General features: G+C 33.7%; 15 protein-coding genes and 1 pseudogene. 1 reads left to right on the top strand and 15 read right to left on the bottom strand.

Annotation, left to right across the window (positions count from 1 at the left end):
* Positions 1-162 precede the first annotated feature (162 nt).
* The 5 genes and pseudogenes from ACWNT5_RS24100 to ACWNT5_RS24080 all read right to left on the bottom strand — a co-directional run bounded on the left by ACWNT5_RS24100 (position 163) and on the right by ACWNT5_RS24080 (position 5,000).
* On the bottom strand, positions 163-711 hold the full coding sequence (locus ACWNT5_RS24100) for a hypothetical protein (protein WP_456518837.1): 549 nt from the start codon (positions 709-711) through the stop codon (positions 163-165).
* A gap of 79 nt (positions 712-790) precedes the next feature.
* Entirely contained in the window at positions 791-1,351 is a 561-nt protein-coding gene (locus tag ACWNT5_RS24095) for a tetratricopeptide repeat protein (protein WP_456518836.1), read from the bottom strand.
* 4 nt (positions 1,352-1,355) lie between these two features.
* Positions 1,356-2,051, bottom strand: coding sequence for a peptide chain release factor H (gene prfH, locus ACWNT5_RS24090; RefSeq protein WP_456518835.1), 696 nt, complete (start codon positions 2,049-2,051; stop codon positions 1,356-1,358).
* 141 nt (positions 2,052-2,192) lie between these two features.
* Positions 2,193-3,583 (bottom strand): annotated as a pseudogene (locus ACWNT5_RS24085) (RtcB family protein).
* 52 nt (positions 3,584-3,635) lie between these two features.
* Complete coding sequence (locus tag ACWNT5_RS24080) at positions 3,636-5,000, bottom strand: PcfJ domain-containing protein (RefSeq protein WP_456518834.1); 1,365 nt, start codon at positions 4,998-5,000, stop codon at positions 3,636-3,638.
* A gap of 974 nt (positions 5,001-5,974) precedes the next feature.
* Here ACWNT5_RS24080 and ACWNT5_RS24075 point away from each other — a divergent pair.
* Positions 5,975-6,403 carry a hypothetical protein gene (locus tag ACWNT5_RS24075; protein WP_456518833.1) on the top strand — a complete coding sequence of 143 codons (429 nt, stop codon included), beginning with the start codon at positions 5,975-5,977 and terminating at the stop codon, positions 6,401-6,403.
* A gap of 71 nt (positions 6,404-6,474) precedes the next feature.
* Here the strand turns inward: ACWNT5_RS24075 and ACWNT5_RS24070 are convergent, their stop codons facing one another.
* From ACWNT5_RS24070 to ACWNT5_RS24025, 10 genes are all read right to left on the bottom strand, one after another.
* Entirely contained in the window at positions 6,475-7,353 is an 879-nt protein-coding gene (locus ACWNT5_RS24070; protein ID WP_456518832.1) for an aldose 1-epimerase family protein, read from the bottom strand.
* Positions 7,354-7,420: 67 nt separating this feature from the next.
* Positions 7,421-8,083 carry a hypothetical protein gene (locus tag ACWNT5_RS24065; RefSeq protein WP_456518831.1) on the bottom strand — a complete coding sequence of 221 codons (663 nt, stop codon included), beginning with the start codon at positions 8,081-8,083 and terminating at the stop codon, positions 7,421-7,423.
* A 650-nt stretch (positions 8,084-8,733) separates the two neighbouring features.
* A complete protein-coding gene (locus ACWNT5_RS24060; RefSeq protein WP_456518830.1) occupies positions 8,734-9,624 on the bottom strand; it encodes a hypothetical protein in 891 nt (296 codons plus the stop codon).
* The gene (locus tag ACWNT5_RS24055; RefSeq protein ID WP_456518829.1) at positions 9,597-10,985 is read right to left on the bottom strand and encodes an RtcB family protein; all 1,389 of its coding nucleotides are present in this window, start codon (positions 10,983-10,985) and stop codon (positions 9,597-9,599) included. Before ACWNT5_RS24055 ends, ACWNT5_RS24060 begins: the two co-directional genes overlap by 28 nt.
* A gap of 82 nt (positions 10,986-11,067) precedes the next feature.
* The gene (locus ACWNT5_RS24050) at positions 11,068-11,784 is read right to left on the bottom strand and encodes a hypothetical protein (protein WP_456518828.1); all 717 of its coding nucleotides are present in this window, start codon (positions 11,782-11,784) and stop codon (positions 11,068-11,070) included.
* A gap of 328 nt (positions 11,785-12,112) precedes the next feature.
* The gene (locus tag ACWNT5_RS24045) at positions 12,113-13,258 is read right to left on the bottom strand and encodes an AEC family transporter (RefSeq protein ID WP_456518827.1); all 1,146 of its coding nucleotides are present in this window, start codon (positions 13,256-13,258) and stop codon (positions 12,113-12,115) included.
* Positions 13,259-13,262: 4 nt separating this feature from the next.
* Positions 13,263-14,456 (bottom strand): pyridoxal phosphate-dependent aminotransferase, encoded by a 1,194-nt coding sequence (locus ACWNT5_RS24040; protein WP_456518826.1) that lies wholly within the window; start codon positions 14,454-14,456, stop codon positions 13,263-13,265.
* A 246-nt stretch (positions 14,457-14,702) separates the two neighbouring features.
* Positions 14,703-15,323: a hypothetical protein gene (locus ACWNT5_RS24035; protein ID WP_456518825.1), complete on the bottom strand. Its 621-nt coding sequence runs from the start codon at positions 15,321-15,323 to the stop codon at positions 14,703-14,705.
* Between the two features lie 1,605 nt (positions 15,324-16,928).
* Complete coding sequence (locus ACWNT5_RS24030; protein WP_456518824.1) at positions 16,929-18,452, bottom strand: TROVE domain-containing protein; 1,524 nt, start codon at positions 18,450-18,452, stop codon at positions 16,929-16,931.
* Positions 18,453-18,887: 435 nt separating this feature from the next.
* Positions 18,888-19,463 carry an RNA polymerase sigma factor gene (locus ACWNT5_RS24025; protein WP_299611150.1) on the bottom strand — a complete coding sequence of 192 codons (576 nt, stop codon included), beginning with the start codon at positions 19,461-19,463 and terminating at the stop codon, positions 18,888-18,890.
* Positions 19,464-19,851 lie beyond the last annotated feature (388 nt).

Genomic DNA, 19,851 nt, shown 5'->3' with positions numbered 1-19,851 from the left:
GTAAAAATAAAATGAGTGTACTTAACGCAGTGAGAAATAAAATTATTCATAGAATCTTTGCTATAATAAAAAACCAAACTGCTTATAAAAACAATTTGGTTTTGTCATAGAAATCAGTTTGACAAAAATGTATTACTTTTTAGACAGCCTCGTTGTAATTATTTAATTTTTTGGAATTGTTACCAATTCTTCTCTATCCAAAGGATCGATTCCTTTGTATAGTAGTTTGATTGCTGATTGAACTGCCCAACACTTATCACTAGAGTGTATATTAGAGTACAACCCTAATAGATATGTAGGTTCTACAATCTTCCAACCTTTTACAGTGCGATGAGGAATCTCAGATTTCACGAAAAAATCAATGGTAATTCGTGTAGATTTTTCATTTTTAGCGATTACCGTTTTTTCGTATCTTCTAAAGTTCTCATCACTGGGTAAATGATCATAGCGCGTCCATACTTTTTGAAACCCGTTCTCCAATAATATACACATCACACTAGCTACATCTTTCGGATCAATAAAGAGGTCAATATCTTTATGATCATGTGCATGTTTATATTCTGTATGACCTTCTGGAGAGAGAAAATGCCAGGCCCAACCACCTGATAGAATTACTAAATCTTTTAGAAGTTCTAACGCTTCTAATGCATATTTGATTCTATAGGATGGCCATACTTCTCCATATCTTTTTTTATTATGCGGTGCTCCCATGGTTTTTTGTTTTTTTTGTCATTCCAGTCTGCATTTCGACAAGCTCAATGTAACAGACTGGAATGACATGTTTGTATAATTAGTTACTTTTCTTCTTTGACGTTTTAGAAGAATTCTTAGTTTTTTTGCCTTTTTTCTTGTTGTTACTTTTCTTCTTTTTCTTAGGCATTTTATCTTTAATCCTTTTTTCGTCACCTTCTAAATCACTAATAAAGTAGTTGTTATATGCATATATCTTAGCAGTTTTTAATACTTTAAGAGCTGCTTTGTACTCTTGTTTTTGCTCTAAAAGAATTCCTTTTTTTAGATACAATACTGCTTTATCGGTTCCTTTAATGGTTAAAGCAAAGTCGATTAACTTTTCAGCTTCATCATAATCTTCGTTCCAAAGTAATACATTGATATATTTTGGATACACATCTAGCGCATACATATCTGCTGCTAATGCTTGTTGATAATATTCCTTTGCTTCTTCGTAATTTCTTAGATTCTCTGCATAGATCTGGCCCATTAGACATAATGCAATTGGATTTTTGTCATCGTATGATAGTGCATAGTTCAAAGATTCTACAGCTTCTTCCAGATTGTATGGATAAGCATCTAATGCCTGAAATAAATATTTGTCTAGTAAATTGCTCATGACGTTAGTATTTTAATTCGTTGCGCAAATCGTTTTTTAATTGTTGACGATTTGAGGCATACGATTGTTTTTTCTTTATTTTCTTAAAATCAGTTCCTTTAAATTTTCTGATGGGATTACCACGTGCTACATTCAAATGATTTTCCCATTGATCGCATAGCGACTTTTGTATTTTTTGGAGTTGACTTTGGTATACTTTTTCTTTTAATCTTTCGATTGCTATTTTTTTATTTTGATGTTGTGATCTGCTGTCCATTACCACTACTTGATCTCCTGTTGAGTGATAGGTAGCTCTTACGGCAGAATTCACCTTGTTTACATTTTGGCCACCAGGACCTGAACTGCGCATGGTTTGAAAAGAGATGTCTTGTGCTTTGATACTTAGTTGTTCTACCTGTTTGATCTCGTACATTCCTATAAACCAGTTTTTACGTTTATGATATTTTCGGAACGTTGAGGTTCCTATCCATTGAATAGTGCCCAACCATGTAGAAAGAAAAGTATCAATTTCTTTTCCTTTTAATTGCACTGTTGCCGATTGTACAGTACCATTTTGACTTCCTTTTTCTCTATGTAGTACTATATACTCATATGCATTAGCTTTTATTTCTTCTAAAAAAAGTTTCAATACTTGTGCAACTACCCAGCAACATTCAGCAGGTCCTCTTCCAGCCGTTATTTGAATTATTTTAGTTTTCATTTTTATTTTCTTTTTGCGTTAAGGATAAAGCGGTTACCCCACAGGTTGTGTGCCCTGAGGTCCTCGAAGGGCAAACAATCGAGGAGTATGAGCGAAAGCCTGACCCCGAAAAGTATGCATCGGGGTAACGCCCAAATCACTTTATTTATCCATTCGTACAATTTTTGGAGTAAAGGTTCCTACTACTTCTACAAGCTCTTGCTGGTTTGCCATTACTTTGGTAATATCCTTGTACGCCATTGGAGCTTCATCAATTCCTCCACCAATTAGGGTAACATCATTTGCTTTTAGCTCTTTTTTGATGTCACTTTTGGTAAATTTCTCTTTACACTTTCTTCTGGAATGTAATCTTCCGGCTCCATGAGAAGCAGACTGCAAGCTCTCTGGATTTCCAAGTCCACGAACAATAAACCCTGGTGCTACCATAGATCCAGGAATGATTCCTAACTCACCTTTGGCAGCAGGAGTAGCTCCTTTTCGATGTACAATACATTCTTCGCCGTTTACCTCTTGCTTCCAGGCAAAATTGTGATGATTCTCAATTTTGGCTACTGGTCTTGCTCCCAATAATTTTCCAATTCTAGCATGAATATTATCATGGCATGCTTGCGCATAGTCACCTGCAAGGTTCATTGCTAACCAATATTCTTGTCCATCATGCGTATCCAAATCCAACCATGCTAATTGCTGCACATGTTTTGGTAATGGACATTGCTTGGTAGCTAAATAGGTATAGTGCTTTCAATATTGGCTCCTAGTCCTCTGGAACCGCTATGTGATAACACACCTATATAAGAACCGATTGCTAATCCCCATTGATTATTAGGATCTGAGATATCTACTGCTCCAAATTCTACAAAGTGATTTCCTCCGCCAGAAGTTCCCAATTGTTTATAAGCTTTGTCTTTTAATCTTTTTACTAACGGAATATCTTTAAATTCCGATCGCTCAAAGATCTCGTGATCATGCTTTACTTTATGGGTTTCATACATTCCGAATTTTGTGTGCTCGGAAAGTATGTTTTCTAGCTGATGCTTTTTTCCTTTTAGATAAGAAGTTGCTATTGGATAAATAGTTAAACACATTCTACATCCAATGTCTACTCCAACTCCATACGGAATTACTGCATTTTTGGTGGCTAACACACCACCAATAGGTAAACCATAACCACTATGGGCATCTGGCATCAATGCTCCAGCAACCGAAACTGGTAACTTTAGTGCATCAAACAATTGATATTTTGCTTGATCCTCGATTTCATTCTCACCATAGATCTGGAATGGAGCTCTTGTGGTTTTTAATGCGTGCTTTTTTACCTCAACAGGTTTTAGCAAACTCTCTGCAATTTTACCCCAAATCCCGTCACCTTGATATGCTTCTGGATTTAGTAATACTTTTTTTGCTTCTTGTAATATTTGTTCTTTCTTTACTCTTTTTTGATATCGATTAATCTGACCCAATGTCACATTAATACTATTGTTTTTTGGAAAGCCTAATTTGATTAAGTCTTTTCCGCTTAATTTCTTTCCCATGATATTTGTTTTTTAGGAGAAGATGACTATCAAGAAGTCATCTTCTCTTTTTTTACCTACTTATCAGCATCATTTTTATAATGATATACAGGATCCATACTAGAACTTTTAACACATCAACTGTATCATAACTCTCCGCTGATTGCATTACATTTCTAACAGGTCTCACATTTAATTGATGTTGATAAGGAGTTTCATAATCCATTTCTTTGGTTCTTCTTATTTGCGAATTGTTTATCCAATGATTTATCAATTCCAATGATTTAGCATCAGGCTCCTCATTATATTTTGCTTTAGCCTGACGGATTTGATATTCTGGCAATCCTATTTCTAATGTCACCAAGCGCTTTATGGGTTCTCCTTCAACCTCTTTCTGTAAAGAAAAAATAGCACATCTTTTGTTTTGACAATCGGTATCATATTCTGCAACACAGTGTTGCATTGCGTTTCCTTCATCATAAAGTTGTATTGAATTCAACAGTTCAACCGTTTTGTAAACTACCTTTTTATGATCTATAAATTCTTCCACAAACAAAGCCTGTATACCCAAACTTTTCCATTCTAAAAACCCACCTTTTCTATCGAAGTATACACTTCTATGCCACTCTTGTGTTTGATGTAACAAAGCACTAAGAGTTCTATTTTTCATAGAATACCATGGATTTTCTCGATATTTAAAAGTCAAATAATCCACAATCATATCTACTTCACTTACATTCAGTTTTTCTTCTCGTGCGAAAAAATGAACCACTGAAGCCCAAAAACTTTCTTGTTCTTGTCTGATAACTGATAGTCTAGAATTTCCAATCTTTCTGGCAATTGGTGTTGATGCTCCAAAACCTAATGCTTGTGCATAACGTAAGGCCTCATTAACTGACATATAGGAAGGTGCATTTCTAAACTCATGTGCCATTTTACTTGTTAGGTTTATAGGCATTTGAGATAATTCTTTTATGCTTTTTCCTTTACCTAGCTGTATATACCAGAGCATCGATTTTTTATCACAACCAAAGAAAGAGTTTTCTAAAAAAGAAGGAGTTTCATACATTGTGAAACAATGTTTTATGATTGCACTTAATTGCTCCTCTTTTGTTAAATATTCATTTTTCCAGTCTTCCACATTTCTTACTATTTTGTTACCAAAAGAACTAATGTTATGCAGCACTGCAACACTGTTATAGTCTCGGAGTATGGCATAACACTTTTGGCTGTATAGATGAACTAAAAGTCTTTTAAAAACATCTCGTTTCCATGTATACTTTTTCTTACTGGTTCTTGAAAAAAACTCCCGAAGCAAGGACTCCATGGTTCCTTTATATTGCATTGACTTGTTATTCTCGTAATATATCTTCTTTACCAGTTTTAAATAAGTGCTATGTTGATTTTGTACGTTTTTTGTTTTCCAATTTGTTTCCATTTTAAAGTTCTTTACTGGATTGTTCATTACGTAAAGCCACTTCTATTCTCTTGCAACTGCACTAATCACTTTAGTTAGCATGCATTGAATTAAGCCTATACGGATGTCACTAGAAAGCTCTATTGGGATGAATACGCTAGAGTTTTCCGGATATACATACCTGATGATTATCCAAGGATTGAACTGAATATTTATATTTCGGAATTATAGCATAAGCTGTCGATATAAAATACTTATAAAAAAATCCGAAACTTTGGGCTTCGGACTTTTCATATCGATATTGCTAGTATGCTACATATGAATGAAGTCCCGAAGCATATGCATAAAAGAACCTTGTTCTCTTAGTGCATCTGTGTGTAAATCTCTAAAGGTCATAATACTTCGGTTATTAATAGTTATTAATTTTTTGTCTTTACACTTCGACTCCCGATAGCTATCGGGACAGTGTGACATTTGTTATTGCTTTAGTGCGGTGCAAATATGAAATCTATTTTTTACTTACGCAAATAAAATTTCAATTTAATTAATTGATTTTTAGGTATTTATGGTTGTTTTTAAGCAAAGAAAATCCTGTCTGTCTTTCGACAAATATCTAATCAGCTGAGAATCTTTTTACTATCGTTCAAATAACTTTGTATCTGATTGCAATTTTTTTTAGAATAAAAACATAAAAAAAGCGTCCAATTTGTTTTGGACGCTTAAAAGAAATATAATTATTCTAGTTTTTTATCTATGCTTTCGATTCGAAAACGACTTTACAGCGTCCTTTTTTATGTATTGAAAATGGATTCATAGATGTTAAACTTGATTTTTTGGTTCTTACTTTAGCTGCAAATATGGGATTATTTTGAAGAGAAATCCAAATTTGAGCACTAATTCATTTTTATTTTAAATAGTTGATATCAAGTTTTTACAAAATTCATCGCAACCATTTGGATACAATTTCATCTATAGAATAACATAAATCCTTACTCATGCAACGTATCTTACTTATATTACTAACCGCAACTGCAATTTTGAGTTGTTCTAACAATGATGATAACAATGTAATTCCTACTAACTGTGATATGACAACCTTGATAAGTGCTGCGGAATTTGCAAATGGCCCTTCCGATCCGGTTTCGATTAATAGTGTATCTATTACAGGCAATTGTTTGAAAATCAACTTTGGTGCTTCTGGTTGTGATGGAGATACCTGGCAACTGAATTTAATAGATTCTGGTATTGTTTTAGAATCTGATCCACCACAAAGAAATCTCAGATTGTCTTTAAGAAATGAAGAAGCTTGTTTAGCTTTTATTACACAAGAGTTAGATTTTGATATTTCCAATCTGCAAGTGGAAGGGAATCAATTGATATTGAATGTTGCTAATTTTGATGAAAGCGTCTCATATGAATATTAGAGCGAAAAAAGACATCATTCGGAATGGTCTGTCTATGACAGATTGTGCTGAAGATTAGTAAAATTGTATAATCAAGCGTTAGTGATAGTGATGCTATAAGAACTACGATGTATTTTTTCTTTTTCTAAGTGCTGAATGCCTTCTTTTTCGATAATGTTTTGCGTTGTAGAAATTACATCGGCATATCCTAACCAAGGTTCGATACATACGTAGGGTGCTTTAGGTTTTGCCCATATACCAAGATCTGGAAAATCTTTAAAATCCATAGAAAGTATAGCTCCTTTTTCTTTATGAATAAGCGTAGCTTTATTTGCTTGAATATCCTTAAAAATCAGCGCATCCTTATCAAAAATAGTATCGGTAAGCCAGATTTTATGGTCTTTAATTACGGACATCGTTTCATCGCTAATCAATCCATCAGAGGTAAGCACAAAGCAATCTGTATTTTTAGTTTGTTCCAATTCGATAAAGTAATCCTCATAGTTTTCTGAAGGATCTATAGGGCAGTTAAATGCTGGATGACCACCAATAGAAAAGTACATAGTTTTTGTGTCTGTATTTTCTACGGTATGTGAAACAATTAATTGATTCTCTACAAGTTCATAACTAATAGTGAATGTAAATTGAAAAGGATATTTTTCAATAGTTTCTTCTGATGGGGACAGTGTAAATGACACTTTAGTTTCCGAGTTTTGAATTCCCTCAATTGCTGTATTGTATCTAATAAAACCATGCTTAGGTAACCCGTATTGTTGATCTTTATAATCATAGGTTCCATTCTTTAATCCACCTACAATTGGGAACAAGACTGGGGCTTGGCTTGCCCAAATAGTTGGATCTCCTTGCCATAGGTATTCTTTGTTATCTTTTTTAGTAATGATACTAGAGAGTTCTGCTCCTACCGAATTGATAGTTACGGTTAGTTGGTCATTCTGGATGGTAAAAATCATACAATAGTTTTAAGCTGGCACTTGGTTTTTACAAAGGTAAGTAAACCAACTTCTATAAATTACTTGTCTATAAAAAAGGTTCTAAGAATCCAATAAGCTTGGTTCCTTTATGATTCCATCGAATGCCATGACCACTAGCAACTCGAATTTCATATACATATTCATGCTGATAATGATAAAATATGTTCCACCAGGTTTTATTTTCGATGATCTCCAGAATTCGTTGTTTTACTTTTTCTTCTTTTTGAGCTGGATTTCCTTTCATCGTTCCCCAGAAATTGTCATCGGATCTTCCGATATGTTTTTCCCAGGCTCTGGTAGCTATACAGATTTGATGATTAAAAGGAGTGAAACAACTAGCTAATAATGTTTCTTTTACTGGTGGAATTGCTGCTGAATTTTGCAATGTGGCTGAGGTGCATCGTTGACCAATTAGTAATAAAAGATGCTCGAAAGGTGTGTTTTCAATAGTTGTCGACCAATCTTGTGGAGTGGTTTCTTTTTCTGAAAGAATCGTTTTAAAATTTTCAAATGCTTGGGATAGTGGAGGAGTGGTTTCTTCTTCGAAATGAGGAAGTGGTAATGTGTCAGGCACACCATACTTGTGCCATTTCTGAAGTGTATTTGCGAAAACCTGTAAATGTTCTTCTTCGAAAAAAGCAGCATACGTTTTCTTCCAGGATTCTGAAAGGAAAGGTATGCTGTTTTGAATAGATTGGTAGATGTTCATATTATTTATTTTTTCTTTTTTTCATTGCCAAAAAAAGAAACAAAAAAGTCTAGGCTTACAAAAGCTTGCTTAAATTTATTGTTTAATACCTAAATTTTAGAAACTCGCTACGCTCAGACAGTCTAAAATTTTACGGTATTTTCACTTCAAATTTTACAACAAGCTTTTGGTAGGCCGTTATAAACTATTTTTTAATTAAGAATCCCACCACATTGTTTTTTTATACAATGGAAATTCAACTAATTCATCATTTAATTTTTTACGTAAAATGACTTTACATTTAGTTCGATACTCTCGTCTCTTTTCTCTTGTGTAGTCGCTCCCTAATTTCCACCAGTTTACAATGTGTCGGCTTCTTTTTCTTCTCTTATGTTTTCTACTGTAGTTATAAAACTTTTTGTTGTCATAAGATTTCATTGGTATTAAGTTTAAAAATTAAAAACTCAATACAGTGTTCCTTTTCTTGTTGCCATTTTATAAGCCTTTTAAACTTTTTTTCGTCTTATCGAGTGTTTTTTGTGTCGCATAAGCAAAACAAAAAATGTATCGAGATATTAGCTATCAACTTTGAAGATGTTCTCGATACAATTTTTCTTCAATCCATTTCGAAAAATCACTCGAACTGACGATTGATACTAAACAATATATTATTATTTATATCTTGAATACCAAATTAATTGAATAATATCAGTAATTGCAGATAGTAATAAGCCTATTCCAATCAAGAAAATAACATATATGAAACCTACTTTACCATCTAAAACACCATTGTAACTGCCTGCAAATAATGACAACCCAATAATTAGAAAAATAGGAAGACGGTTAATTATTTTTGATCTGATAGATCTAATAGTATCCAACTTAATTTCTTGTATTTGATTTTCACTGTAATATCCTTCTAATACAGTATCATATTCATCCACAGATTCCAGCTTAAATTTTTTGTTTGAAAGAAAATCAATAATTTCTTCCTTATCAGGTTCTTGCCAAGTTTCTAGAGGTATATCAGATGAAATATTCAATAATCGTTTAATCTCTTTTGTTTTACCATATATGTCGATGATTTTTCTAGAAAATTCTTTAACGTCAATAATTATTTCATTGAGATTCTCATGAGAAACTTCATCTAAAACCATGTTCCAACGTGAGTTGAATCTATAAAACTCTAAAAAAGATTTATGATTATAATCAAATTTGATATAGTTAGCAGCTAGTTGATCCACGATATCATAAATTTCGGACTCATTTTTAACCTGAAGAAGACGGAAACAATAGAAATAAAAATGGTATGCTAAAATATCTTCATCTTTAAAATTTTTGTTAATAACATTTCTAAGATCTTTCTTCCAAGATTCCTTGCGGTAATTGATGTTTACAAGATCAAATATTAATTTGTCAGAATCAATAGTGTCAATCACATGATCTTGATACAAATACGCTTCAAATTCACTTTCACTAATCTGATTTGTCAACGCTTTAAAAACATGCCTATCTATCAGTCTCATTTCTTCCCTTATTTCCTTCTTCTTTTCTTTCTCCATGGAGCATTGATCTGGAAATCTCCGGCCATGATACATCCATAAGGCATCACCTCATCGATTACTTCTCCTAATCCGAATTCGTCCATCTGGTTTCTCACGGCTTTGGCATTTTTGTAAGCACTCGGCAATTCAGAAATATCGATCTCATTAGAGAAAAAACGAACGTCTAGTCCAGCCGTTTCGATTTCAAAGATTTCTTCTCTCGTTTGTCCTTCTTTATTTCTTTTATGCTGCGTTCTACTTAAATTTCTACCAGCACCATGCGGAGCAAATCCAAGATTTGTATCTGTTGTGGTTCCTTCCACAATCAATACAGGTTCTGCCATATTTAATGGAATCAATCTTGGTCCTGTAATATCTGGCATAAACTTAGCATCAAGCGGAGTAGCGCCTTTGGCATGGTAAAACAAATCTCCATCTTTAAAGACAAAGTTATGTTCGTTCCAGAATCTGTTTTCAGCTTTCATACCTAAAGATTTTAACGTAGCATCATGAATCACCTCATGATTTAGTTTTGTCCATTTTCTAATCGTTTGCAAAGCAGACCAATAGCTTTTTCCTTCTTCGGTATCAAATGGAATCCATGCATTTTGCTTCAAAGTATCTGGAGAAATATCTCTTCTAAATTTATTCGCAACGTGCATTCCTTTTTTATACAATCGAGCACCCACACCTCTGGATCCGTGATGTGTAATCATCATTGTATTGCCCGTTTTAGAAGAAGTGCCAATAAATAAGAAATGATTTCCATCGCCTTGTGTTCCCAGATGTTCTCTCGCCATGCTGATGTCTTTATCTTCTTTTAGAAAGAAGTTGTTTTTAAACTCAGCTAGTAGTTCATCTGTTAACTGGTATTGTTTTCCTCTTGGTCTTCCACCAGGTCCAAAATGTGTGCTTGTATGCGCAGCATCTAGTACTTTTTTAGGATCTGTTTTGCCAAAATCTGTTAGCATCACAGAACAACAAATATCGGCACTATGCATTCCTGGATGAATTGCATTTTTAGCAACCACAACACCACCAACAGGAATGGTTCCTTTAGGACCTGCAGGGCAAGCATCTGGCATCACTGCTCCATCAATAACAGTAGGCGTTTTCATCAAGGTTTTCATGGAATTTAGCACAGCAGTAACATTATCTTCTTCTTGTTCATTCTCTGCTTTGATATTGATGTTAAAATCCACTGGATCTATATGTAGTTCCTGTAAAGGAGGTAGTTTGTATTGTTCTAAATAGGCAAACATCGCTTCATCTTCCAGCTGATTTGTATTGATATATTCGATGGCTTCTGGAAACCACTTTCCAGATCTAAAACCTAAATCGATTAATGTTTTTCCTGTAATGTTTACTTTATTTTTCATTTTTTTCCTAATTAATGAAGCAAAGATGAAATGGTATTACGCAATAGTTTTGCGTAATAAAATTAATTGTGGGATAAAAGTATTAATAATTAAAACTAATCGGATATTTATTCTCTAATATACTATGAACAATAGCGGTTCTATTAGCAGCTTCTTTTTCTTTTTGATTGAAAAATGTATACTCCAATTTATCTAAAATAGGTTTAGAATATAACCATTTTGAAACAATTTTAGTAAAATAATCATCTCCTCGAAAAGCAAAACCATTAAGCACGCCTTCAACAATAAACAATGATGATATTTCCGTTTTGGAATCGGTCCATAGTTCTAATGATTTTTTTATGCTTCCATATATTGTGATTAGCTCAAACGCTTCACTAATCTCAAATTCTGAACTCCATTCATCGTTAATAATTGCATACCATAATTCGCTAAAGAATTTTTCTATCACTTGAGTTTCCTTTTCCGGCCAAGTTTCCCATTCAGCATAATTTAACTTTTCAAAACAAGTAAAATCACCAATGAGATCTGATGAGGATTTTAGGCTCATTAATTCAAGAATTCTTGGCAGGAAGTGCTTATAATCATCTACAGTACCAAATGTTGTTATTGCAGACCTCATAAAATGTCCAATATCATTTCCAGATAAATCTTTTAAAGACTTCTGTGTTATAGCCCTTATTTCTTCGTCGGTGACACAACAAGGACAACTATACTTTCTTAATAATAAGCTATCTATTTTATAGTCTCTAAAAACTATGTACAAGTCTTCAATAGCTTCTCTTAGTTTCGTTTTCATCTTTGTATGTTTTTTGTCTCTCTTCCCAGATTCGAACTGAGACTTTCGCCTTGGCTAACAGATTGACTCTAAATGCGCTTCCCTATTTTACATCCTGTGTATTTCGGTGCTTCTGCAAAACCTATTCATTAGCGGGCACGCCACTAACAACATCATCCAATCACTCCACGGTTACGTAAAAGGTCTTTTTCCGCAGCACTTCCTTTTATGCTAAAGAGAGTTTTATTAATTACAAGGCAAAGATGAAGTTGTATTACGCAGTCATTTTGCGCAATATAATGTTGATAGATAAAAAATCTATTTTTTTAAGGAAGAGCGTTGTTAATTTTTAGAAGCTTGTCTTGTTCATCCAAATATTTTGCTTTGGACCAATGGTTGTGGTTCGTTTAGCAACATCTTTAATTTCTTGATAGCGTACCCAAAAAGTGAGTATCACTCCAATACCTATACAACCAATAGCTAATAAGATTATACGATAAGGATCTCCTACAAGTGATGGATTTAGCATGACACCCATAATCATTACAGTTGATAAAGGAAACGATATGGCCAGTACATTAATGGCCAATCCATTGTGAAATGTTTTTTCACTGCCGTATTCCTGTTTCTCCTTTTCTCCTATACCTGCAATATGCGCATAAGGCCAAAAACTACATGCACTTAATGAAAAGGAAACCAACCATAGGATTTCTTCTCGTATCGTAATTCCCATTAGTCCAATAATACCAGCAGAAATTAATAGTACGACTCCTGTCCGCAAAATCAGAACAGATACTATTTTTATGAACTGATCTTTCCTAATTTTTACAGATAAACCTATAAAAATCATTACTAATGGAGTCATTAACAGGCTTAGCTTCTGTAATACATCCTGAACCATATTTGGTAAATTCTGAAAAGATAACCCAAAAGACAGTAATCCGATCGCTAGTAATATCAATACCGTTACGGGTTCAGATAGTAGGGTTGTAATTAGTGATTTTAATTTTCTGTTCTGTTTTTGATTTGAGTTGTTTGATAATTTCATATACCAGTGCATGGCTACACAGTATAAAATGATTAAAACAAATACCTTGTTTCCTAGATCTGCCATGGCTGCTTTGGCGAGATAGTTAGGGCCCAAGAGTTCTGCAATAAAGGGAAAGCAAGATAATCCTGGAGCCAACGAAGGTAGTAGCAATCGTAACGTTCTATATTCTGGAGTATTTTTTTTGAAACCTACCATGGGTAATACAAAAGGGAAAATCCAAAATAAGAGGCCATTGATTAGTAATGCGATGAAAGGAAGTGTTAATAGATTTTGGTCAATTTTCACTCCCATTAATGCTATAAAAATAGTTGCAGGAAGCGCAAGGTTTAGAATTATCTTTTTCAATCCTTGCGTTTCCGCTTTAGAGGTGAATTTGCGTTTTAACAAAAATCCGATAAGTATAAAAACCCCAAATACAATGGTTTTTTGAATGGTGGTTTCCATAGAATTATGCTAAGATTTGGGAGATTGTTTTTGTAAAGATTTTCATTTCCTCCATAGTACCTATACTTACTCTACACCAATTTTGATCCCAGAATCGAAATGCTCTAGCAACCACTTTTTCAGCATAGATTTTTTCTAAAAATTCATTTCCATCCAGTTGGATAGGAAACATCAAAAAATTAGTTTGCGAAGGCATACATTCAATTCCCATATTTTTTAAGAAATTGGTGGTATAGGTTCTTCCTTCTGCAATTTTTTGCTTACAAGAATCCAGAAATTCGGTATCATCCATACTTGCGCTTGCTGCAGCAATGGTGGGTCCGGTAATTCCCATTCCGCCTCTGGTAATTTTTTGAATTTTTTCTAATAATGGTTCAGAAGCCATCATATATCCAATTCGTAACCCTGCCATTCCATGAATTTTGGAAAATGTTCTGGCAACCATCACATTTTTGCCTTCCGCTACTAGGGAAACCATACTGTTTTTATGACCAGCATCACTAAGTTCTATATAGGCTTCATCTATAAACACTGGAACCTTTTCTGATACTCGAGCGCAGAAATCCTTTAGTTTTTTGGCATCGGTAATAGTAGCAGTAGGATTATTAGGATTAGTAATATAAACTAACTTGGTTTGTTCATCGATTGCTGCTTCCATTGCATCCAGATCATGCTGATAATCTTTAGTTAATTTAATGGACTTCCAGTTACCACCACATGCTTTTGCTACATGGACTAAAGACATATAGCTAGGATCTGCGCTTACCACATTTCCTCCTTTTTCTTGGAATAAAACCAATGCTGTTTTTTCTAATAGATCCGAAGAACCAGGCCCCATCATTATCTGACTAGGTTTTACCTGTTCTTTCGTGGCTATTTTTTCTATCAGCTGGTACAAAGCTTTCCAAGAATAGTGATTGCCATCAAAAACACGTTCTTGAAAAGCTTTTGCAGCTTTTTTTGAAGGCCCATAAGGGTTTTCATTCCAGATTAAGCGCGCTTTTACGGTACTTAAATCAGGGAGTTCTGGTGGCGTAAACTCATCAAACAACGAATTCTGATATAAAAACTTCTGATTATGCCTTTGAGCTTCGATAACCGTATTTGCCCAAATGTCTGAAGGAATAAGAGCTATAGATCCCAAAGTTAATACTCCTTTTTTTAACCATTCTCGTCTGTTGATGTGTGTGTTTGTCATCACGCCTTTTTTATAAAGTTTCGGATTTCAAATTACTAATATCTACGGATAAAACAGGTTTTAAACCATTAAAAATCAAGGTGTTGTTTTTAAGGTTTTATAAAAATTAACTTAAATTATGATTGAGAAATGAATGGGGAAATAGTGTGCAAAAAATTAACTGTAAAAATAGATTTACTTCAAAAAAAATAAGCCTATTTTACAATATCATTAAATTTTCTAAAAATCTAAATGTTACTATTAACTCTATTGTCTTACATAGATTTTTAAGTCATCACTTTTTCTCATGGCATAAGACAGTGATTTGTTGCTAAAAGAACTTTCAGGTTTATAATTAGACAAGGAAAGAACATTTGGTAATTTCATATCCCAAGATCCAGATTTTTTAGCATCACCAGGAACAATCATTACTACATGGCCATAGGTTTCTGCAGTATCAATGATTAAAGACAAACCTCCTCTATTGGTATGTGCCAATGCTTGATCGATGCTTTCTTGGTTTATAGATCCAAGTTGTAACCACTTTTTGGAATCTTCTACAATAGGTCGGATACTATCGTATATGACATACCCAAGTTTTGGATCACTAAATTCGGTGAGATCAAAAGCTTTGGTAATAGTTTTGGTAATACTATTTCTACAATCATTTCTTTCGGTAGCAGTTTTTTTACAGGTAATGAAGTTTTCTACTTCTTTAGCAAAATCTATACTGGATAATTCAGCAGTAGTAGAAGAGGTATTACTATTTGTAGTTGTTTTCTCATTCGTAGTTTCGGATGTTTTCTCATAAGAATATTCTTTCTTTCCTTCATTCTTACAAGATAGTATACAGATGGTAATTACGATAAGGGCTAAAGCTTTTTTCATGTTGATTAGGTTGATGTTGTCTAGATAAATTAGGTGATAAATTTAAATAAAATATACCGCGTTTTGACGAGTAAAACCAGTGCTTTAAAGATAAATGTGATTTTTTTTACTTTTTTTTTAGGGTTTTTGTCAATAAGCCTGTTTATGTAAATAAATGCTATAAAAAGATAATACCTCAATTCATAATCGACCAGTCAGTCGTCAGTGGATGTTTTTTTAATCGAGAAAACCAGGTTCAAACCTGGTTTTCTTTTTTATTTAATAATAGTACAGAATGGCTACAAGTGTATAATCAATTAGTATCGATGGGATTCGAACCCATATGAACCTATCCAAAAAGCGAAGTATGATTACAAAACGGCACATTCTGCTATGCTGCTAAAAAAGAGGTAACTAACTGAAAAGTGAAAATTGTTCAAACTATCGGTGCGAAGTAACACTTTTCTACGACACTCTTTGTTTTTTGATTTTTATTTTAAAAAAAACAAGGCAAAAAACGACAAAAGACAAATACGTGCTCTACCAATTGAGCTACTCTCCCAATTAAATATCTCTCGATAATCGAGATTGAATTCTTTTAGTTTTACCCAAAAGTATATTTGTGGAAGAGACGGGACTCGAACCCGCAACATCGGCATTAAAAGTGCGAAGTAACTTTTGTCTACGGCACTTGTTTTATTTTTATTCTTTAAAAAAAGAGGTAATGATCAAAAAACGACTATAACGGCGTCCTACTATTAGACGACCTCTTTCGAGGGTAGGAGTTGCACCTACATTACCGGAACCTGAATCGAAGTAACGTTTTTCTACGACACTCTTTATAGTAATATGGTATTCTCTTTTTGATAAAGGTAAAAAGCGATTAGTGAATCTTGCTCACCAAATTTGAGCGTAATTCCCCCATGATATTTGTTGTGTTTATGGTTTTTTGTGGAGGAATTCGGAATCGAACCTACGAAGTAACACTAGTCTACGACACTTTATGTTCTAGAGAATATACTTTAAAAAGTAAGGTAAAAAGCAAAAAGTCTGTTATGTATTGTGCTCTAACCTCTCTGAGCTACCTGCCTAAGCAGAATGGGACTCGAACCCATGACCCCAATAGTTCGACAACGAAGTAAAACTTTTCTACGACACTTACTATATGTATTCTTTATTGAAGTAAGGTGAAAAACAATAAGAAACTGTTGCGCGCTCTATCCAACTGAGCTATCCATCAGAGATGAAGTGGGACTCGAACCCACGACCACGGCGTTATGAATGCGAAGTAACTCTTATTTACGACACTTACTTTTAATATTTTTATGTAAAACAAGGCAAAAAGCAAAAAGAGAGATGCTCTTAGAAGAGCGTCGTTCTTATCCGCCATAGGCGGACAGTGAACCGGTGATTCGAAATCTCAGATAGATGTGCGCATATATGCATTTCACCCTGCTAGTTTTTAACCCAGCTTCGCTCACACAATCGCTTGTGCTACGCTACCTTAGGACCGTTATAGTTACGAAGTAACTCTTTTTTACGGCACTTGTTTTTTCAATTTTTTCTATGTTTTCAATGAACTTGTTTAAGAAGCTCACACCATTCATAGATGTGAGCTTACTACTGTTATAAGGATTGCTCCTTGATATATTGGATTACTGAGTTTCCATTTTCTAAAGCGTCTAGCACTTCAAAAACTTTATCACTCCAACCACCAATTAGGTATACATCATTTTTTTCTACTTGTAACGGAGCACTGTTGTATCCCATTAAATCGAAGATGTATAGTTTAGCATTTGGAACTAGCTTTTTGTATGCGTTCCACTCAGTTTTAATATGCTTATCCGAATTGTAATGACCACTATTCCATAGTTGACAATCCGTAAAGATCATCACCTTATCTATTTTGGTTCTGTTGTTATTCAGACTTTGAATCACTTTGTAACCGTTTGTAGAATATCCAACTTCACCTTCAATTCTTTTTAGCTTCATTACATTGGATAATACATTACCTTTTGGTAATACATATTGTTTCCATCGATCTCCGAAAAGACCTGTGATCACATTTTTGCATTTGTTTTGCAACAACATACCTAGTACTAATCCGATATCGTAAGCTTGTATCTTACTCTTTCTAGAAATAGGTTGCATCATCGATCCAGATACATCACATGCTACTACCACTTTTGTGTCTAGTTCAAATCCTTTCATATTGATCACACTAATTTGGATTGCTTTTTCTAAAGCATCTAAAATGTATGAAGTGTAAGAGGATTTTACCGCACTTAATTCCTGGTATGCAGCCATAAATCTAAATGGTAACTGCTTAGATCGTTTTACATTACTTTCGTTAGTAAGAGTAGTAACGATTTTGGCAATATGTGCATGACTTACCTCTGCTTCAAGGATGTTTCTTAGATTACGCATTAGCGCCATGTATCCAAGTTTGTTGCTATCGATAAGTTCTTCCCACTTTGCGGTAAAGGCGTTTTGCTTTTCGATATCATTGGCAAACTTTTGCTGACCTAAAGTCGATAACTCAACTTCCCAAGTATAAGGAACTTCTAAACTATCATTGATCACCTTATCAAAGATGGATTGTTGTATATCATCCTTTGGTTTAGGGTGTGTTAAAAAGATAGCATCTTTAAAAGTAACCTCAGTTTTTCTATTATATTTTGCAAATTGGTATGCATCAAACTTATTTAAAGCCATCACGATACCTTTTTGAATTTGCTTAGAAAGCTTGTTCAACTTTTTAGTTCCAGTTCTCTGATTAGCAAATTGGTAGTATGCTAAAAGCTCGGTAATTTCATCTGCTCTTTGGATCACACCATTTACGGTTTTGCTAACCAAATTATCACCACTATGAACTTTAGATAATTCTACTGCCAATACGATAGGAATGGATCTTAGATACATTTTTTGTCTTGCATACACAGCTAGCTGTGCTACAAAGTAAGGATCGTTTTTTTGAACCAGTTTGATAATTCTTTCTAATCGATCATTGGTAGCTTCGTAATTGGTTTTTTCTAAAGTGGAATTAACAACAGCCGTGTACAATTCCATTTCAGGAGATAATCTAAATGCCTTTGCACCTTGATAATTTCTTACCTCATTTTTTGATTTTGTAAATACATTAAATTTCATACGTTTAAATTTTAATAATTGTTTAATAAATAGTTAATTATAAAATTGAGAACGTATGTTACCACTTCGTTCTCTCATTAAGAATTTTAAAAATTTCCTTTGTGAAATAATTTTTAAATTTCTTAATGCTCGTTTCATCTTATTCGCATTTTGTTGTTAATTACAATGCAAATGTTTTAAGTAACTACGCATTCTTTTTGCGTAGTAAAAAATAATTTGGTTTTTTTGTTTTTTTATTGAAAAAAATACGTGTTAAGAGTTGGTTTTGAGTTCTTTTCTGTGAATTATCTATTAGATTGGTTATACTATCAAAAACTACAAGTAGTCTTTCTATCATACAAACCTTCTTTATACTAACTGCAAAAGCCAGATCACTCGTAGTAATCTGGCTTTGGTTTTATAGTTATTTGTAATTGTTATTCTTAATACAGAAGTTTACGCAGGAACTCTCAATTCTTGAAACATTGGGTCTTGTTCGATTCTCATTAAAAGTTCCTTTTTAGCATCGAACTTCTTTTTTCTAGTATATCCTGGAGTATATCCAGTGATCTTTGAGATTTCGTTTACTGATTTTCCTTCGAAATAAAGGAGCATTAAACTTCTGTTACTAGTACTTAGTTTTTGGAAATGTTTTCGGTATAAATGCTCACGTTCATCATTTTCTATGGAACTTGTAATGGCATCTATTGTTTCTTTTTTTGTATCGATCATCGTTTCGTCGAAAACGATTTGATGTTTTTTGCGTAAACGGGTCCTCCAGGTGTTTTTGCAGATTCCGTAGAAATAGGTAGTTAAAGGAACACGGATTTCAAAAGTTCCAGATTTAATTTTTTGGTAGAGTACAACCAGCGCATCTTGAAAAATATCTTCAACATCTTGCATTGTACCGCTATGTCTAAGAATGTATCCTTGGATATAGCTAATATTATCTCTGTAAAAAATAGTTAGTATTTCTTGATCCCCATTCAAAATACCATTAATAACTGCTTGATCCGTATTCCTTTTTCCCATTACCTTTTTTGTTTAACTGCTACGTTTTTTGATGTGTATACTGATTAAGTATGTATTTCCTTTTTTGACGATACAAACATAAATCTACTCTAGCTGAAGTCCTTACGGATTTCCGTAATCGAAGGAAATTTTTTGTTAAAAGTTCTGTTTTGAAGTTTAAGCGTGCATAAAATCAGGATAATGGAAATGAGTGATAGGAATATTTTATTTATTTCGATTTGATACAACTTCTTTTCTTTTTTTCATTGCCAACCCTTCGACAACACTTCGACAAGCTCCTTTAGATTTGTTTTTTAGATATTTATGAAAGAGAAAGGAAACAAAAGTAACCTATGACAAGGCTCTAAGTTTTAAGACTTATAAGCTGATTTAGACTTTTGTTTCCCTT

Source organism: Aquimarina sp. 433 (assembly GCF_054054605.1).
Note: the sequence above shows the minus strand (reverse complement) of the source record. Positions and strands in the feature narration are given on the sequence as shown.